This window comes from Escherichia albertii NBRC 107761 = DSM 17582 (assembly GCF_000759775.1).
Taxonomy (GTDB): Bacteria; Pseudomonadota; Gammaproteobacteria; order Enterobacterales; family Enterobacteriaceae; genus Escherichia; species Escherichia albertii.
In genome coordinates, this window is the sequence record NZ_BBMY01000016.1 from 1 (window position 1) to 18,458 (window position 18,458).

General features: G+C 45.2%; 17 protein-coding genes and 2 pseudogenes. 12 read left to right on the forward strand and 7 right to left on the reverse strand.

Annotated features, from left to right (window positions below; translation table 11 throughout):
* A partial coding sequence (locus EA14781_RS04610; RefSeq protein WP_042335418.1) for a GntR family transcriptional regulator occupies positions 1-649 on the reverse strand: 649 nt, incomplete at its 3' end.
* A 198-nt stretch (positions 650-847) separates the two neighbouring features.
* Between EA14781_RS04610 and EA14781_RS04615 the strand changes: the two genes are divergently transcribed.
* The 5 genes from EA14781_RS04615 to EA14781_RS04635 all read left to right on the forward strand — a co-directional run bounded on the left by EA14781_RS04615 (position 848) and on the right by EA14781_RS04635 (position 6,133).
* Positions 848-1,159 (forward strand): PTS sugar transporter subunit IIB, encoded by a 312-nt coding sequence (locus EA14781_RS04615; protein ID WP_000789850.1) that lies wholly within the window; start codon positions 848-850, stop codon positions 1,157-1,159.
* A gap of 116 nt (positions 1,160-1,275) precedes the next feature.
* Complete coding sequence (locus EA14781_RS04620) at positions 1,276-2,598, forward strand: PTS sugar transporter subunit IIC (RefSeq protein WP_000523808.1); 1,323 nt, start codon at positions 1,276-1,278, stop codon at positions 2,596-2,598.
* A 27-nt stretch (positions 2,599-2,625) separates the two neighbouring features.
* Positions 2,626-2,937 (forward strand): PTS lactose/cellobiose transporter subunit IIA, encoded by a 312-nt coding sequence (locus tag EA14781_RS04625; protein WP_000457096.1) that lies wholly within the window; start codon positions 2,626-2,628, stop codon positions 2,935-2,937.
* Positions 2,938-2,996: 59 nt separating this feature from the next.
* Positions 2,997-4,670 (forward strand): carbohydrate porin, encoded by a 1,674-nt coding sequence (locus EA14781_RS04630; RefSeq protein WP_001050222.1) that lies wholly within the window; start codon positions 2,997-2,999, stop codon positions 4,668-4,670.
* Between the two features lie 23 nt (positions 4,671-4,693).
* Positions 4,694-6,133: a 6-phospho-beta-glucosidase gene (locus EA14781_RS04635; protein ID WP_000012594.1), complete on the forward strand. Its 1,440-nt coding sequence runs from the start codon at positions 4,694-4,696 to the stop codon at positions 6,131-6,133.
* 57 nt (positions 6,134-6,190) lie between these two features.
* Here the strand turns inward: EA14781_RS04635 and marB are convergent, their stop codons facing one another.
* Genes marB through marR form a run of 3 tightly spaced genes read right to left on the reverse strand, consistent with a single transcriptional unit; the run spans position 6,191 to position 7,279 of the window.
* Positions 6,191-6,409: a multiple antibiotic resistance protein MarB gene (gene marB, locus EA14781_RS04640; protein WP_000803543.1), complete on the reverse strand. Its 219-nt coding sequence runs from the start codon at positions 6,407-6,409 to the stop codon at positions 6,191-6,193.
* Positions 6,410-6,439: 30 nt separating this feature from the next.
* On the reverse strand, positions 6,440-6,823 hold the full coding sequence (gene marA / locus EA14781_RS04645; RefSeq protein ID WP_000091205.1) for an MDR efflux pump AcrAB transcriptional activator MarA: 384 nt from the start codon (positions 6,821-6,823) through the stop codon (positions 6,440-6,442).
* 21 nt (positions 6,824-6,844) lie between these two features.
* Positions 6,845-7,279 carry a multiple antibiotic resistance transcriptional regulator MarR gene (gene marR / locus EA14781_RS04650; protein ID WP_000799374.1) on the reverse strand — a complete coding sequence of 145 codons (435 nt, stop codon included), beginning with the start codon at positions 7,277-7,279 and terminating at the stop codon, positions 6,845-6,847.
* A gap of 211 nt (positions 7,280-7,490) precedes the next feature.
* Here marR and marC point away from each other — a divergent pair.
* A pseudogene (marC, locus tag EA14781_RS04655) lies at positions 7,491-7,775 on the forward strand (NAAT family transporter MarC); the annotation flags it as partial.
* A gap of 45 nt (positions 7,776-7,820) precedes the next feature.
* Here the strand turns inward: marC and ydeA are convergent.
* The 3 genes and pseudogenes from ydeA to ptrR form a co-directional block, all read right to left on the reverse strand.
* Positions 7,821-9,011 carry an L-arabinose MFS transporter gene (gene ydeA / locus EA14781_RS04660; RefSeq protein ID WP_000210431.1) on the reverse strand — a complete coding sequence of 397 codons (1,191 nt, stop codon included), beginning with the start codon at positions 9,009-9,011 and terminating at the stop codon, positions 7,821-7,823.
* Positions 9,012-9,169: 158 nt separating this feature from the next.
* Positions 9,170-10,285 (reverse strand): annotated as a pseudogene (gene yneK, locus EA14781_RS24630) (putative protein YneK).
* A 78-nt stretch (positions 10,286-10,363) separates the two neighbouring features.
* Positions 10,364-11,245: a putrescine utilization regulator PtrR gene (gene ptrR / locus EA14781_RS04675; RefSeq protein ID WP_000366482.1), complete on the reverse strand. Its 882-nt coding sequence runs from the start codon at positions 11,243-11,245 to the stop codon at positions 10,364-10,366.
* A 100-nt stretch (positions 11,246-11,345) separates the two neighbouring features.
* Here ptrR and sad point away from each other — a divergent pair, with 100 nt between their 5' ends.
* The 6 genes from sad to EA14781_RS04710 all read left to right on the forward strand — a co-directional run bounded on the left by sad (position 11,346) and on the right by EA14781_RS04710 (position 18,457).
* Positions 11,346-12,734, forward strand: coding sequence for a succinate-semialdehyde dehydrogenase (gene sad / locus EA14781_RS04680; RefSeq protein ID WP_000028985.1), 1,389 nt, complete (start codon positions 11,346-11,348; stop codon positions 12,732-12,734).
* Positions 12,735-12,797: 63 nt separating this feature from the next.
* Positions 12,798-13,724 carry a glutaminase B gene (gene glsB / locus EA14781_RS04685; protein ID WP_000257425.1) on the forward strand — a complete coding sequence of 309 codons (927 nt, stop codon included), beginning with the start codon at positions 12,798-12,800 and terminating at the stop codon, positions 13,722-13,724.
* Positions 13,724-14,086 (forward strand): DUF4186 domain-containing protein, encoded by a 363-nt coding sequence (locus tag EA14781_RS04690; RefSeq protein ID WP_001257078.1) that lies wholly within the window; start codon positions 13,724-13,726, stop codon positions 14,084-14,086. The genes glsB and EA14781_RS04690 overlap by 1 nt, the downstream gene beginning before the upstream one ends.
* Positions 14,087-14,221: 135 nt before the next feature.
* Positions 14,222-15,640: a sensor domain-containing diguanylate cyclase gene (locus tag EA14781_RS04695; RefSeq protein ID WP_000558269.1), complete on the forward strand. Its 1,419-nt coding sequence runs from the start codon at positions 14,222-14,224 to the stop codon at positions 15,638-15,640.
* 246 nt (positions 15,641-15,886) lie between these two features.
* On the forward strand, positions 15,887-17,338 hold the full coding sequence (gene uxaB / locus EA14781_RS04700; RefSeq protein WP_000854603.1) for a tagaturonate reductase: 1,452 nt from the start codon (positions 15,887-15,889) through the stop codon (positions 17,336-17,338).
* A gap of 204 nt (positions 17,339-17,542) precedes the next feature.
* Positions 17,543-18,457, forward strand: a complete 915-nt coding sequence (locus EA14781_RS04710; protein ID WP_024164792.1) for a bestrophin family protein — start codon at positions 17,543-17,545, stop codon at positions 18,455-18,457.
* Position 18,458 lies beyond the last annotated feature (1 nt).

The window sequence follows — 18,458 nt, forward strand, 5'->3', positions numbered from 1 at the left end:
GTAGAGAGTAATCCAGCGGAATATAATTTCTATCTACGGCCTGCGTCTGAATTTTCAAAATTGGGTCCTGTGGGCTGATATGCAAAATACTGGCAATTTCTGGTGTGGGAAAGGTTGGTGAGAAGGTTTCAAAAGTGCCGATAATTTTGATCCCGCATTCGTTCTCAATATACGAAAATTTTGATTTTTGTATATGTGAAATCGTTAAATCGGGGAATCGCTCTACTGACATCCAGGTTTCTTCTAATTGCGCGGCATTGTTTTCAATAAACCGCAGTCTTTTGATGTAATAGACTGGTTGGCCCTGCGACAGACTCAACTCATTGGCAATGACGGGCGAGGCATTCTGTAATTCAAATTTCATAATCTTGCTTCCCGCTTCTTTCCCCCCCTTGTGAGCAATCTCGCTGAAGCTATTCATATGATCGATATGTGCCGTAAAATTCTTTTTGTGAATATATGTACCTGATCCATGCTTTCTTTGAATGATCCCATCGTTTTCAAGCACACTTAATGCCTTTCGTAAGGTATTACGAGAAACATTATAATGAAGTGACAACTCAGCTTCTGATGGTAACAAATCGCCGACATGCCATGTATTACCATTAATTTCAGATTTAAGTAAGCGGGCAATCTTTTGGAATATCACTTTTGCACCTTTTTATGTTCTTTAAAAACAATGGGTTAAATGTTTTTCTTTTTGACGCTTTACAGAGTTGTTTAATTATCTCCGTGAAGTTGAACAACTTTCTTGCTGTATTACTGTGATCAATGTACCGGGACGCGTGTTTAGCGCAGGATATGATATTTATGAAATTTAACCTGTTATATACCATTAAGGAAGAATATGAAAAATATTTTGTTAGTATGCGCCGGGGGGATGTCAACCAGTATGCTGGTCAAGCGTATGATTGAACATGCGAACGCTATTTCATTTGACGTTAATATTACGGCACTGGCAATTGCTGAAGCAAAAGGGAAAATAAAGAATAACGAAGTGGATATTGTATTGCTCGGGCCACAAGTCCGGTTTCAGAAAACAGAGCTTGATGCCGTTTCGCAGGGGAAAATACCGATAGCTGTTATCGACATGAAAGATTATGGCACGATGAATGGGCAGGCCGTTTTTGAATTAGCGATGAAACTGCTGCAAGAGTAACGTTGCTGCAGCATTAAAATTATTACCTGAACTTACTTTTCACACATCAGAAAATGATTACATACATTCCGAAATTCTTCGAATGTCGATATCATTTAAAATAGCAGGTATTAAAAATGGGATTAATGGCTTCATTCGAACGTGGAATGGAACGTTTTCTTGTTCCAGTCGCCATCAAGTTAAATTCACAGAAACATGTTGCAGCGGTGAGAGATGGATTCGTTTTTACGTTTCCTATTATTATGGCAAGTTCATTGATTATTTTAATCAATTTTGCAATTTTATCACCGGACGGTTTTATCGCCAGTTTGTTACACCTGAACAGCCTTTTCCCGAATCTGGAAAAAGCACAGGCTATTTTTACTCCGGTGATGAATGGCTCTGTAAACATCATGTCGATTATGATTGCTTTTTTGGTTGCCAGGAATATAGCAATCAGTTACGAGCAAGACGATTTACTCTGTGGTTTAACCGCAATTGGCGCATTTTTTATAGTCTATACCCCTTATCAGATGATAGATGGACAAGCGTTTCTGACAACCAAATATCTCGGTGCACAAGGGCTGTTTGTTGCCGTTATCGTGTCGCTGATTACCAGTGAGATATTCTGCCGATTAGCACGAAACCCTAAAATAGCCATTAACATGCCGGCGGCGGTGCCGCCTGCGGTAGCGCGATCATTTAAAGTATTATTGCCGATATTTTTTGTGATGGTGTTTTTTTCTGCACTTAATTATTATTTGACGCTGATTTCCCCCAAGGGATTGAACGACCTTATCTACACATTGATCCAGGCGCCATTAAAACACATGGGGACAAATATTTTTGCCGTGATCATTCTGGGGGCTGTAGGGAACTTTTTATGGGTATTGGGGATTCATGGGCCTAATACGACATCCGCTATTCGTGAAACGGTATTTTCGGAAGCCAATCTGGAAAACCTTTCCTTTGCTGCTCAACATGGTACAACCTGGGGAGCGCCGTATCCAATTACCTGGACTTCAATTAATGATGCTTTCGCCAACTGTGGCGGTTCAGGAATGACACTGGGATTATTACTGGCCATCTTTATTGCATCAAAGCGGGCAGAATATCGCGATTTGGCAAAAATGTCGTTTATCCCAGGTATTTTCAACATTAATGAACCGGTAATGTTCGGACTTCCGATTGTCCTTAACCCAATCATGATGGTGCCTTTTATTTTAGTCCCTATTGTAAACTGCACCATTGGTTATTTCTTTGTTTCAATGGAAATTATTCCCCCAGTAGCTTATGCCGTTCCATGGACTACGCCGGGACCATTAATCGCTTTTCTCGGTACAGGAGGTAACTGGTTAGCTCTTATGGTTGGATTCTTATGTTTAGCTGTCGCGACATTGATTTATTTACCCTTCGTCATTGCCGCTAATAAAGTCAATACCATTACCGACAACTCATAAGCCTGATTACATAATAAGGAGATTTCAATGTTTGCTGATGAAGAACTCGTTATGGAGTTATTGATTAATGCCGGACAGGCGCGCTCTGATGCGATGGAAGCGATACGATGTGCAACGGTAAAAAACTGGGAAGGCGTCACACAGTTTATGGCCAGCTCGGAATCTGCTGGTCTTAAAGCACACAAGATCCAAACGGCCTTAATTAGTCAGGATGAAGGAAGTGGTAAAATTCATGTCAATTTAATTTTGGTACATGCGCAGGATCATTTAATGAATGCCATGTTATGTCAGGATTTAGCGAAAGAAATAATCCGGTTAAGAAAAGAACTTCAGGCATGATCTTTTTCCTCCAGCGTAACGGCTGGAGGATACTATCTAATATCTCTTAAGGATAAGTTATGAATTTGAAGACGCTTAATGTTAGTCTTTTGTCTGTTTCTATTGTTGCAGCATTATTCCCAATAAATTCCCTGGCTGCTAAATTAACGATTGAACAGAGACTTGAACTTCTCGAAAATGAATTATCACAAAATAAAGCTGAACTTAAACAAACTAAAAACGAACTTGGAGAATATAAATCCCGACTTTCTACGCTACAAAAAAGCATTGCTGAAAACAAATATAAAGTTGCTACACTTTCTGAAATATCGCAGCAATCTCCAGTTGCTGACAATATTAAAAATGAAAACGGAGAGCAAAGTCAGGTTAATGGCGCTAACGCCGTGAATGGATCGCAACAAGTTGCCGTTATTGAGAGTAAAGGAGACCAGACAACCATTGAAAGTGTGACGCTGAAAGATATCAGTAAATACATTAAGGATGATATTGGCTTTAGTTATCAAGGATATTTCCGCTCAGGATGGGGAACAAGTAATCACGGTTCATCGCAAACATATGCTGCTGGTTCGTTAGGGCGTTTTGGTAACGAAATGAGTGGTTGGTTTGATCTGACGTTAAATCAACGTGTCTATAATCAAAACGGAAAAACCGCCAATGCTGTCGTAACCTATGATGGTAACGTCGGAGAACAATACAACGATGCCTGGTTTGGTGATAGCAACAATGAAAATATTATGCAGTTTAGTGATATTTATCTTACCACGCGTGGTTTTTTACCTTTTGCGCCTGAAGCAGATTTTTGGGTCGGTAAACATAAGCTCCCGCAATATGAAATCCAGATGCTAGACTGGAAGACATTAACCACTGACGTAGCCGCTGGTGTCGGGATTGAAAATTGGGCGCTTGGCGTGGGGCTTTTTGATATGTCATTAAGTCGCGATGATGTTGATGTTTACTCTCGTGATTTTACCCATACGACTCAGATGAATACTAACTCAGTCGATCTTCGTTATCGTAATATTCCGTTATGGGATGATGCAACATTATCGGTAATGGCAAAATACTCCACGCCTAATAAGACGGATGACCAAAATTCGAATGAAAGTGATGACAGCTATTTTGAGATGAAAGATAGCTGGATGTTGACTTCCATTTTACGACAAAACATGCAACGCGACACGTTTAATGAGTTTACATTGCAGGTTGCTAATAATTCATATGCCAGCAGCTTTGCCAGCTTTTCTGATGCCAGTAATACCATGGCGCATGGTCGTTATTATTATGGCGATCATACTGACGGAATCGCCTGGCGTTTAATTTCGCAAGGTGAAATGTATCTTACCGATAATATCATTATGGCAAATGCGCTGGTCTACTCTCATGGTGAAGATGTTTACAGCTATGAGAGTGGTGCTCACAGTGATTTCGACAGTATTCGTACAGTTATTCGTCCTGCCTGGATCTGGAATACCTGGAACCAGACTGGTGTTGAACTCGGTTGGTTTAAACAAAAAAACAAAACCCAACAGGGTGTAACGTTAAACGAATCTGCCTACAAAACGACGTTGTATCATGCGTTAAAAGTGGGTGAGAGTATTTTAGGTTCAAGACCAGAAATTCGTTTCTATGGTACATACATTAATATTCTTGATAACGAATTGTCGAATTTCAATTTTAATGATAACAGCAAAGACGAATTTATGGCCGGGATACAGGCAGAAGTCTGGTGGTAATTTATTTAAGTTAAGGAGTTGATATGTCTGGATTTAAACATGATTTTTTATGGGGTGGCGCCGTTGCCGCACACCAACTGGAAGGTGGCTGGAATGATGGCGGAAAAGGTATAAGTATCGCCGATGTAATGACGGCTGGAGCACATGGTGTTCCGCGAAAAGTGACAGATGGAATTATTGACGGACTCAATTATCCTAACCATGAAGCGATTGATTTTTATCACCGCTATAAGGACGATATTAAATTATTCGCTGAGATGGGCTTTAAATGCTTTCGAACTTCTATCGCCTGGACACGCATTTTTCCGCAAGGTGATGAGCAAGAAGCCAACGAAGCGGGTTTACAATTTTATGATGACCTGTTTGATGAGTGTCTGAAGTACGGGATTCAACCGGTGGTGACGCTTTCGCACTTTGAGATGCCTTATTATCTGGTTACAGAATATGGCGGCTGGAGAAATCGTAAACTTATTGATTTTTTTATCCGTTTTGCAACGACCGTTTTCATGCGTTATAAAGAGAAAGTGAAATACTGGATGACATTCAATGAAATCAATAATCAAGTGAATTTCAGTGAAAGTCTGTCTCCATTTACTAACTCTGGAGTCTTGTATTCTCCTGACGAAGAGATGTCTGCAAGGGAAGAAATCATGTATCAGGCGGTGCATTATGAGTTAGTTGCCAGTGCACTCGCTGTTGATATTGGAAAATCGATCAATCCCGAATTTAAAATTGGCTGCATGATCGCCATGTGTCCCATTTATCCACTGACGTGTGCCCCTAATGATATGATGATGGCAACGAAAGCCATGCATCGGCGCTACTGGTTTACCGATATTCATGCGCGTGGCAACTATCCACAACATGTGCTGAATTACTTTGCCAGAAAAGGTTTTACGCTGGATATTACGCCAGAAGATAATGCGATTCTTGCCAAAGGATGTGTCGACTTTATCGGCTTTAGCTATTACATGTCATTTGTGACGCAATTTTCACAAGATAACGTCATGCTTGATTATGTGGAGCCGCGGGATTTAGTCAGCAATCCTTATATTGCTACCTCTGAATGGGGATGGCAAATAGACCCGGCAGGTTTACGTTATTCTCTGAACTGGTTTTGGGAGCGCTTCCAGTTGCCGATGTTTATTGTCGAAAATGGGTTTGGCGCAGTTGACCAGCGACAAGCTGACGGCACGGTTAACGATCATTATCGCATTGATTATTTTGTCTCCCATATTCGGGAAATGAAAAAAGCGGTAACTGAGGATGGCGTTGAGTTGATTGGATATACCCCGTGGGGCTGTATTGATCTTGTATCTGCCGGAACAGGGGAAATGAAAAAACGCTACGGAATGATTTATGTCGATAAAGACAATGAAGGGAAGGGAACACTGGAACGGATACGCAAAGCCTCGTTTTACTGGTATCGGGATCTTATCGCCAGCAATGGCGAAAATATTTGATACAACGGAAAAGGTCTGAAGGAAATGTCAGGCTCTGTGATAAGAGCCTGACAATAGCTACATAGCGTGTTGATTATAATAAGGCACACCCAGCGCATCCGACTTGTCACTGCCCGTAGACATGTGGTTCAAATCGAATGGTGATTGTTCCTGTGATGGGGGAACAATCACCACATCATCACAGGGTGTAACGACCGGCTGTGTGGTTTGTTCCGCAAAGCTCTGCGTAGAAAAGACAATTAACGCAGTCAACGTTGCAGATAAGAGTGGTTTCATGATTGCCTCAGTGACGTTGTCACATTTTTATTAGCTGTTGCAATGGTTCAGCGGATGCAAATAACGCGACTCACCTTGCATGTTAGAACTTCGGAATTTATGTGGCGGAACATCAAAATAGTTTTTAAAGGTACGGGTCAGCGTTTGCTGTGACTCAAAACCATAACGTTCTGCCAGATAGAGAATCGGTTCGTTGCTCTCTTTCAGCTTTTGCGCGATTTCCGTCATCTTACGGCTGCGAATATATTGACCTAATGAATGACCGGTCTCTTTTTTAAACATCCGTTGCAGGTGCCATTTGGAGTAACCGGAACGTTCTGACACTTTTTCCAGTGACAGTGGCGATTCCAGGTTATCTTCGATCCAGTCCAAAATACTATGAATAGTCATAGCGTCAGTGTTGCGTCTGGACATCGTCATACCTCTTTTTTTTGTTTACGGCAGGATTTTCTTAAGCAAATGCTCAAGCGTTGTCACTTCGTCCGCCGTCAGGTTTTTTGTTAATTCGTGATGCAGGTCCTGGCCAACCAGTTGATGGCATTGTTCACATATTGCTGCGCCGCTGGTGGTGAGTTTCACCAATACGCCGCGCTTGTCATTTGGGTTAGGCATCCGTTCGACCCAGCCTTTACAGACGAGGCGATCCAACATGCGTGTCAGCGCGCCAAGGTCCACCGAAAGCACTTTTTTCAGTTCTACCGGGGTAATACACGCAGCACAGCGAATAGAGCAGAGCACCTTAAACTGTGCTGCAGTGATATCCAGCGGTGACAGATAATCGTTAAGCAGACGATCTTTCTTCTGATTAACCATGTGGATTAAGCGACCCAATGGGATGATTTCATTGAACAGGTCACTGGTATTTTTCACAATGGTTGCCCTGGCAAGTAATTAGTTGCGCGGGATAATATTGCCCAGGCAAATATAAGTCAAACGAATGGATTGATAGATGCCACGATTTGCTAAATCGGTTCAAGTTTTGGTCAATGGAGGGCAAGGTTAGTTAAAGAGTGCAACTTTCACCTTGATTACCCTTTATACTTTTCGCTGATTACGCAAACACACAGGATAACTACCACCAATGTTGGATTTGTTTAAAGCAATTGGCCTGGGGCTGGTGGTGTTACTGCCGTTAGCTAACCCGCTGACGACCGTAGCACTGTTTCTCGGTCTGGCTGGCAATATGAATAGCGCTGAGCGTAACCGTCAGTCATTGATGGCTTCGGTGTATGTCTTGGCCATTATGATGGTCGCTTATTACGCCGGGCAGTTGGTAATGGATACATTCGGAATTTCGATTCCCGGTCTACGTATTGCCGGCGGTTTAATTGTTGCGTTTATTGGTTTTCGCATGCTCTTTCCGCAGCATATTAAAACCTACCATTAAAAAAGGCCCGTTTGGGCCTTTAAACTATTGTGTCTGTTCTTCCAGAGTGACTGGCCAGCGGCGAAATATGATGATTGACCATATTAATGCGGCGAGAGCAGGTATCGCCCCGACATAACCAATCATCGACATTGACCCGTGCAAACTGACCTGATTACCCACCAGCGCCCCAGCGCCAATGCCAATATTAAAAATCCCTGAAAACAGCGCCATAGCCACATCGGTGGCATCCGGGGCTAGTGCCAGCACTTTCACCTGCATACCCAGCCCGATAACCATCATTGCGATGCCCCAAAAGATACTCAGAGCGCCAAGGTGTAATTCACTGCTCGCCGCAGGTAGCAGCAACAGCAAACATATCAGCAGTAGCGCAATTGCCGCGCTGACCAGTGGGGAAGCGTATTGATTACCCAGTTTGCCGAAAATCACGCTCCCAATAATGCCAGCGCCACCCAACAATAACAGTAATACTGTGGCAAAGTTGGCGCTGAATCCGGCTATGTTTTGTACGAAAGGTTCGATATAGCTATAGGCCGTGTAATGGGCGGTGACCACTACCACGGTTAACAGATAAATACTCATCAATGCCGGACGGCGGAACAATTGCGGTAAGCTTTTCAGCGATCCTGAATGTTCGCTGGGAAGTAAGGGCAGTAATTTTATGAGGCATAGCAGAGTGATAAGCGCCCCAATGCCAATCGCGAAGAAGGTTGTTCGCCAGCCGAAATACTGCCCTACGATACGTCCGATGGGTAAACCTAATACCATTGCCAGAGCTGTGCCGGTGGCGATAAGGCTTAATGCCTGCGCTCGTTTACCCGCTGGCGCCATGCGGATCGCCAGAGATGCGGTAATCGACCAAAATATTGCATGTGCGAAAGCTACGCCGATTCGGCTGATAACCAGAACGGTAAAGTTCCACGACAAGAATGACAGAACATGACTGGCGATAAAGACCACAAACAGGCAAATCAACAGATTGCGGCGTTCCATTTGACTGGTCAGAAGCATAAAAGGGAGCGACATAAGCGCCACAACCCAGGCATAGATAGTCAGCATGATACCGACCTGAGCGATTTGCATATGGAAGCTTTGCGCGATGTCAGAAAGCAGGCCAACGGGAACAAATTCAGTGGTATTGAAGATAAAGGCAGCCACAGCCAGCGTAACTACCCGTAGCCACGCCACTTTGCGGGAAACAGCGTTTGTTGTCATAACAGATTATTGGATTCGTTGCGAAAAGGTAATTGAATGATCTTAGAACGGTTAATGAGATGAGTACAATGTTTTTGTGATCTGGATCTCGTTTTGTCGTTTCTCTGACGGTGGTTATATCACTCGTCAGAGAGTTAGCCCGTTGGCAGACATCAGATTTAATGACGTTCAGAAAGAACGGGGGTTTTGGCCATTGATGGCGTGGTGGGAGATACTGGGGAACGTGGCCTTGTAATGGCGAAGTCTTCGCCAATAACTTTAGGTTGAATGTTTTTTTTAGTAATAAGTTTAAGCATTTTTTTCGCCAGGTGGCGAATAGTTCTATTTTCATTTAATGATGCAGGTATCAGCACGTCATTCAGATCATTTTCATTAGGATTCATACATTGTTGATAATTCAAAAAAATGGTTGAAAAAAATAGAAATAACTCCTGAAAATGAGGCGATTTGCTGTCTGCTAAAAGAGATAAAAAACAGATGCAAACTTCAGGTAATATATGTTTATTATGACAAAGTGAATCCATCAAACTTTGCAGTAAGTCGTGTTTTAATTCGTCATCAGTTATATTGAGAATAGTGGTGATTAAATTAGGAGGCGTATTTGCAAACCACCTGGTGATCTCGGATTTATTCCACAAGCCGGGAAATATAACAAAGTTACCGCGGGAGATAAAGTTCATGGCGAGTAAATCAAACTGGCGTAAGTAATCTGCAGCCGCATGGTGATCCGGGGCCAGTGGTTCAATATGTGGCGTATGAGCCCTTTTGATGGGGATCCCGATACTAATCATTGGAAATTGTTCAATAAAATCATTCAGAAACAAGAAGAGAACCCGCTCGATCCCAGCCTGAAATCTACAGCCTGTAATGGCTGTTTTTGTATCAGGTGGACAAAATATATTAATTTCTCCATTGTGGCGAAAACTATCTAAATGGACAGGACTTAAATTTATTACCACCAAAAATTCCATGAACTCTTTATTTTTTCCAGTCTTAATGGGGTACTTTAATCTAAACTAAACGCTTTCATTATATAAGCTATCGTTATCCTGGGATAATGCTTGTTGGGTATATGATAAATTATCCAGGTTATCAAATATATTCTTTGTGATTGAGTTGACTCTTAGTGATGTTCGCCACTCTTCATCACAAATTATTATGGAAAGTGCATCGATAAAACTCTTTAAAACATCTTTTATTTGCGGTGGGATATAATTAACGGGGAAATCGTTAGAAATAGATATGTAATTACTGACACTGACTGGTCTGATCATTTTTGCCCCATGTAATGCAAAAGTCATCGGAGCATCACTATATAGAGCAAAGGAGATACATGAACTATCAAAAATAGCTCATTGATCGTGACGTTTTGTCGACTCAGACATACCCAACAATTCAATAAACGCCTCAAGCGGGCGTGTCTTCGCCCCACGTCGCCAGACCAGCCATGTTGTTAACCAACGCCATGGTTCACCCAGAGGCCACGCATCAACCTGGTGATGCCCGGGCATACTTTCCAGCATGGAACGGGGGATAAGCGCAATTCCTGCACCGGCAATCACACAGGCCAGCATACCGTGGTATGACTCCATTTCATGGATTGTTCCCGGTGCTGCGCCGTCAGCATGAAACCAGCTCTCAAAATGACGTCGATACGAACAGTTAGCCCGAAAAGCATAAATGTTACAGCCATCGACCAGACTGGCGCGAGTAACGGGGAAATGCCCCTGTGGCGTGACAATCATCAGTTCTTCCTGATAAACCGGGATTCCGTCAATGACTGGATGACTAATTGGGCCATCAATAAATGCGGCATTCAGTTTTCCCTCCAGTACACCGTCCAGCATAGTACCGGAAGGGCCAGTGGAGAGAGAAAACTGAATTTTGGGATAGCGACGATTAAATTCCGCCAGCGTTGCCGGAATTCGTACCGCAGCAGTACTTTCCAGTGAACCGAGAGAAAACAAACCTTGCGGCTCATCGCCAGCGACGACGCTGCGCGCTTCATCTACCAGCGCCAGAATTTGTTGGCTGTAGCGTAAAAAGTTATGTCCGGCAGGAGAGAGACGTAAACGTTGATTTTCCCGAATAAACAACGCCACTCCAAGCTCCGTTTCCAGTTGGCGAATTCGGGTTGTGAGGTTCGACGGTACGCGATGCACTTTTGCCGCAGCCTGAGTAATGCTGCCAGCCTCGGCAACGGCGTTAAACATCTCTAACTGGGTCAGGTCCATGGCATTCTCGATTTGTGAATAAGTGACTTAATATTATTCATTTTTACGGAGGAGTAAATCTGCGTATCCTGGAGATATCACTTACAATGGAGATATCCCGATGTCCATCACTCCGGCGACTCATGCCATTTCGAACAATCCCGCCAATGGCGAACGACTTTCTGTGCTTCCCTGGGCTGGTACTCATGAAATTGAACATGCGCTTGAATTGGCTGCGGCGGACTTTTGCCACTGGCGCGAAACGAGTGTCGCTTACCGTGCGGAAAAACTGCGCGATATTGGCAAGGCGCTGCGCGCCCGTGGCGAAGAAATGGCGCAAATGATCACCCGTGAAATGGGTAAGCCCATCAAACAGGCGCGTGCTGAAGTGACGAAATCCGCTAACTTGTGCGAGTGGTATGCGGAGCATGGGCCGGTCATGCTGGAGACCGAACCTACGCTGGTGGAGAATCAACAGGCGGTTATTGAATATCGACCGATGGGGACGATTCTGGCGATTATGCCGTGGAACTTTCCGCTATGGCAGGTTATGCGCGGCGCTATCCCTATTATTCTGGCAGGCAACGGTTATCTACTGAAACATGCCCCGAGTGTGATGGGCTGTGCGCAATTAATTGCGCAGGTCTTTAAAGATGCAGGTATTCCGCAAGGCGTATATGGCTGGTTGAATGCTGACAACGATGGTGTCAGTCAGATGATTAAAGACCCGCGCATTGCTGCGGTGACGGTTACCGGAAGTGTACGCGCGGGAGCGGCTATTGGTGCGCAGGCAGGGGCGGCGCTGAAAAAATGCGTGCTGGAACTGGGCGGTTCCGATCCGTTTATTGTGCTTAACGATGCCGATCTGGATCTGGCTGTGAAAGCCGCGGTCGCCGGGCGTTATCAGAATACCGGACAGGTTTGCGCGGCGGCGAAACGCTTTATTATCGAAGAAAGGATTGCCCCAGTATTCACTGAACGATTTGTTGCAGCGGCTGCAGAGCTAAAAATGGGCGATCCGCTTAACGAAGAGAACGATCTCGGCCCAATGGCACGTTTTGATTTGCGTGATGAACTGCATCATCAGGTGGAAAGAACGCTGGCGCAGGGGGCACGTTTGTTGCTGGGCGGGGAAAAAGTCGCAGGGGCAGGGAATTACTATCCGGCTACAGTACTGGCAGATGTAACGCCGGAAATGACCGCGTTTCGTGAAGAGCTGTTTGGACCGGTCGCAGCGATTACGATTGCGAAAGATGCGAAACATGCACTGGAACTGGCTAATGACAGCGAGTTCGGCTTGTCGGCAACCCTTTTTACACGCAATGAAACATTAGCCAGACAGATGGCGGCTCGTCTGGAATGCGGCGGTGTGTTTATCAATGGTTTTAGCGCCAGTGATGCGCGAGTCGCCTTTGGTGGCGTGAAGAAGAGCGGTTTTGGGCGTGAACTCTCCCATTTCGGTTTACATGAGTTCTGTAATATTCAGACCGTGTGGAAAGACCGGATCTAACGCCATATATTGAGCTCTGTTATACTCGCAGGTCTTTTCAGACCTGCGGGAAAGGAGCAGAGAGTGGCAGTCGCCATGGATAATGCAATTTTAGAGACTATTTTGCGGCAAGTGTGTCCGCTGATTGGTCAGGGTAAAGTCGCGGATTATATTCCGGCGCTGGCAACGGTAGAGGGTTCCCGGCTGGGAATTGCTATCTGTACCGTTGACGGGCAACTTTTTCAAGCCGGAGACGCGCAAGAACGTTTTTCCATTCAGTCTATTTCCAAAGTGCTTAGCCTCGTTGTCGCCATGCGTCATTATTCCGAAGAGGAAATCTGGCAACGCGTCGGCAAAGATCCATCGGGATCTCCGTTCAATTCCTTAGTGCAACTGGAAATGGAGCACGGTATTCCGCGTAATCCGTTTATTAATGCTGGCGCGCTGGTGGTCTGCGATATGCTACAAGGGCGATTGAGTGCACCACGGCAACGTATGCTGGAAGTAGTACGCGGTTTGAGCGGCGTGTCAGATATTGCCTACGATACCGTCGTTGCACGTTCTGAGTTTGAACATTCAGCAAGGAATGCGGCGATCGCATGGCTGATGAAGTCCTTTGGTAATTTCCATCATGATGTGACGACCGTACTGCAAAACTATTTTCACTACTGCGCACTGAAAATGAGTTGCGTGGAGCTGGCGCGGACGTTTGTTTTTCTGGCGAATCAGGGTAAGGCATTTCATATTGATGAACCAGTGGTGACGCCGATGCAGGCGCGGCAAATTAATGCGCTGATGGCGACCAGTGGTATGTATCAGAACGCCGGTGAGTTTGCCTGGCGCGTTGGTTTGCCGGCTAAATCCGGTGTTGGCGGCGGTATTGTCGCTATTGTCCCACATGAGATGGCGATTGCGGTCTGGAGCCCGGAACTGGACAATGCGGGAAATTCTCTTGCCGGTATTGCTGTACTTGAACAGTTGACGAAACAGTTAGGGCGCTCGGTTTATTAATGCGGTCACTCGATCCACTCTTCACCCGGTTATCCCGTTCGACATTTCGCTCTCGTTTTCGTCTTGGTGTGAAAGAACGTCAGTATTGTCTGGAGAAGGGCGCACCGGTTATCGAACAACATGCGGCAGATTTTGTCGCGAAACGTCTTGCCCCGGCGTTTCCGACAAATGACGGTAAGCAAACACCCATGCGCGGACATCCAGTGTTTATCGCCCAACATGCCACTGCAACCTGTTGTCGCGGCTGCCTGGCGAAGTGGCATAACATTCCGCAGGGGGTACCGTTAAGTGAAGAGCAACAACGCTATATCGTGATGGTCATTTATCATTGGCTGGTTATTCAGATGAATCAGCCACAATAATTGCTGTATGCGATAAAATCTTATCGGATAGATCTCTTAAATTATCGCCGCTGTCAGCGAACATGCTATCCTTTATGAGAATTTACTTATTGCGTTGAGATAATTGCCGCTCGCAATTGTATGGATAGATCATTAATGCATGTACTCCCCAATACCACTTTCCGATTGTTTAAGGAAGGCCATCTGTTACGTAATAGCTTTGCTATTTTTGTACTTACCACGTTGTTTTATTTTATCGGCGCAAAGCTACGCCTGGTTCATGAACTCTCACTTTTCTGGCCGCTGAATGGTGTGATGGCAGGGGTGTTTGCCCGCTATGTCTGGCTTAATCGCCTGCATTACTATGCCATCTGTTATGTGGCAATGCTGGCTTATGACGCCATGACCACTGAATGGGGGCTGGTCTCGCTGGTTATCAATTTATCCAATATGATGTTTATTGCGACTGTTGCTCTGCTGGTGGCACGAGATAAGCGTCTTGGAAAAAATAAATATGAACCAGTAAGTGCTTTACGATTATTTAATTATTGTCTGATTGCCGCCTTATTATGTGCCATTGTTGGAGCGATTGGTTCGGTAAGTATTGATAGTCTGGATTTTTGGCCATTGCTTGCTGACTGGTTTAGTGAGCAATTTTCTACAGGGGTGCTAATCGTTCCTTGTATGCTGACACTGGCAATTCCCGGTGTTATGCCGCGCTTTAAAGCTGAGCGGCTAATGCCAGCCATGGCGCTGATTGTGTCCGTTAGCGCCTCTGTTGTGATTGGTGGAGCAGGGAGTCTGGCATTTCCACTGCCTGCGTTAATCTGGTGCGCGGTGCGTTATACGCCGCAGGTAACGTGTTTGCTGACCTTTATCACCGGGGCGGTGGAAATTGTGTTGGTGGCCAATTCAGTCATTGATATCGCCGTGGGTTCTCCGTTCTCCATTCCACAAATGTTTTCCGCGCGACTGGGGATTGCCACGATGGCCATTTGCCCGATTATGGTCTCCTTTAGTGTTGCTGCAATTAATTCGCTGATGAAACAGGTCTCGTTGCGTGCTGATTTTGATTTTCTGACGCAGGTATATTCGCGGTCTGGCCTCTATGAGGCGTTAAAAAATCCGTCATTGCAGCAGACACAGCATTTGACGGTCATGCTGCTTGATATTGATTATTTTAAAAATATTAATGACAACTATGGTCATGAATGTGGCGATAAAGTTTTAAGTGTATTTGCGCAGCATATACAAAAGATTGTCGGCGATAAGGGGCTGGTTGCGCGGATGGGCGGGGAAGAGTTTGCCGTCGCAGTGCCTTCGGTGAACCCCGTCGATGGTCTGTTGATGGCGGAGAAAATCCGTAAAGGTGTGGAACTGCAGCCATTTAACTGGCAACAAAAAACGCTCTATCTTACGGTCAGTATTGGCGTCGGGAGTGGTTGTGCTTCATTTCTTACGTTAACAGATGACTTCAATAAGCTGATGGTGGAAGCTGACGAATGTCTTTATCGCTCGAAGAAAGACGGGCGAAACCGCACCAGCACAATGCGCTATGATGAAGAAGTTGTCTGACAAGTTTGCTGTTTCAGGGGAAATGGCGACTAATTTGTTCTACCGATTTGTGGTTTGTCATTATGAAGTAAAGCTGTAGTTATGCTGTGTAACCCTTGAGGAACCTTGACCGACAGCACATTTTTCGCCAAAACCTGTTAGTTATTCGCCACGAGTTGATCAAAACAGGGGTTCAGTGTATTAAAGTTTGCTAGCCTGTCGTACCAATTAAAACAGGTTGTATGACTAATCAGAAGGGGACCCATTGTGAAAACACTAAATCGTCGCGATTTTCCCGGTGCACAGTATCCAGAACGTATTATTCAATTTGGTGAAGGTAACTTCCTGCGCGCCTTTGTTGACTGGCAAATTGATCTTCTTAATGAGCACACCGATCTGAACGCTGGCGTAGTCGTTGTTCGTCCGATTGATACGTCATTTCCGCCGTCACTTAGCACTCAGGATGGTCTGTACACCACCATCATCCGTGGTCTGAACGAGAAGGGGGAAGCAGTCAGTGATGCTCGTCTGATTCGTTCCGTTAACCGTGAAATCAGCGTTTACGGTGAATACGATGAATTCCTGAAACTGGCGCATAACCCGGAAATGCGCTTTGTCTTTTCCAATACTACCGAAGCGGGTATCAGCTACAACGCAGGTGATAAATTTGATGATGCGCCAGCTGTAAGCTATCCGGCCAAACTGACGCGCCTGTTGTTTGAACGCTTCAGCCATTTCAACGGCGCACTGGATAAAGGTTGGATCATCATTCCGTGCGAACTGATCGACTATAACGGCGACGCACTGCGTGAACTGGTGTTGCGTTACGCGCAAGAGTGGGCGTTGCCGGAAGCATTTATACAGTGGCTGGATCAGGCAAATACTTTCTGTTCTACGCTGGTGGACCGCATCGTTACAGGGTATCCGCGTGACGAAGTGACAAAACTGGAAGAAGAACTGGGTTATCACGATGGCTTCCTTGACACCGCAGAACACTTTTATCTGTTTGTTATTCAGGGACCTAAGTCATTAGCCACAGAACTGCGTCTGGACAAATATCCGCTCAACGTACTGATTGTTGACGATATTAAACCTTACAAAGAACGTAAGGTCGCAATCCTCAATGGTGCACATACTGCATTGGTACCGGTGGCGTTCCAGGCGGGTCTGGACACCGTAGGCGAGGCGATGAATGACGCAGAAATTTGCGCATTTGTTGAAAAAGCGATCTATGAAGAGATTATCCCGGTGCTGGATCTGCCGCGTGAAGAGCTGGAATCCTTCGCCAGTGCGGTGACAGGGCGTTTCCGTAATCCATACATTAAGCATCAGTTATTGTCTATTGCGCTTAACGGTATGACCAAGTTCCGTACCCGTATCCTGCCGCAGCTACTGGCAGGGCAGAAAGTGAATGGCAAACTTCCGGCCCGTCTCACTTTTGCATTAGCGGCGTTGATTGCGTTCTATCGTGGTGAACGTAATGGTGAAACGTATCCGGTGCAGGATGATGCGCACTGGTTGGAGCGTTATCAGCAACTGTGGAGCCAGCATCGTGAGCGTGTTATCGGCACTCAGGAACTGGTTGCCATTGTACTGGCAGAAAAAGGCCACTGGGAGCAGGACTTGACCAAGGTGCCGGGGCTGGTAGAGCAGGTGACAAGAGACCTGGATTCCATTCTGGAAAAAGGAATGCGCGAAGCGGTTCGTCCTCTGTGCTAATGGCTTTGTTATCTGAACCCGGTTACGACCGGGTTTTTTATGAACGCTGATTAGTTACAACATACTATGAACTTAATATTAAACAGGAGATGCATGTAACTCCTGTAGCCGCTGCTGCCTTACAGGAAATTTGTGGGTAAACGCCTTGAGAATGTGATCGTGATCACGTTTAATAGAGCGAAAGTTCCATGTTTGAAGATAACCATGATTGTTCGTCCACAACAGCATTGGCTGCGTCGTATTTTTGTCTGGCACGGTTCCGTATTATCCAAGATATTTTCACGCTTGCTACTAAACTTTCTCTTTTCTATCGCCGTTCTAATTATACTGCCCTGGTATACGCATCTGGGGATCAAATTTACTCTTGCGCCGTTCAGTATTATCGGTGTCGCCATTGCAATCTTTCTCGGTTTTCGTAACAACGCGGGGTATGCACGTTATGTCGAAGCGCGGCAACTTTGGGGACAACTGATGATTGCTTCACGGTCATTGTTGCGTGAAGTAAAAACGACATTGCCAGATACAGTAAGCGTAAGAGAGTTCACTAGATTGCAAATTGCTTTTGCTCACTGTTTACGTATGACATTACGTAAACAACCGCAGGCAGAAGTGTTGGCCAAATACCTTAAGGCTGACTCCCTTCAGCGCGTGCTTAAGTCTAACTCTCCGGCCAACCGTATTTTGTTGATAATGGGGGAATGGTTAGCCATTCAACGCCGAAACGGAGTACTTTCCGACATCCTTTTTATTAGTCTCAACGATCGGCTTAATGATATATCTTCAGTGCTGGCAGGGTGTGAACGTATTGCACACACGCCAATTCCATTCGCTTATACTCTGATTTTGCATCGCACAGTTTATCTGTTTTGCATAATGCTACCGTTCGCTTTAGTAGTGGACTTGCATTATATGACGCCTTTTATCTCTGTGTTGATTTCCTACACGTTCATTTCGTTGGATTGTCTGGCGGAGGAACTGGAAGATCCGTTCGGAATAGAAAACAATGACTTACCGCTTGATGCTATCTGTAACGCCATCGAAATAGACCTGTTACAGATGAACGATGAAACGGCGATTCCTCCAAAGATTCTCCCTGATCGCCATTATCAACTGACGTAAC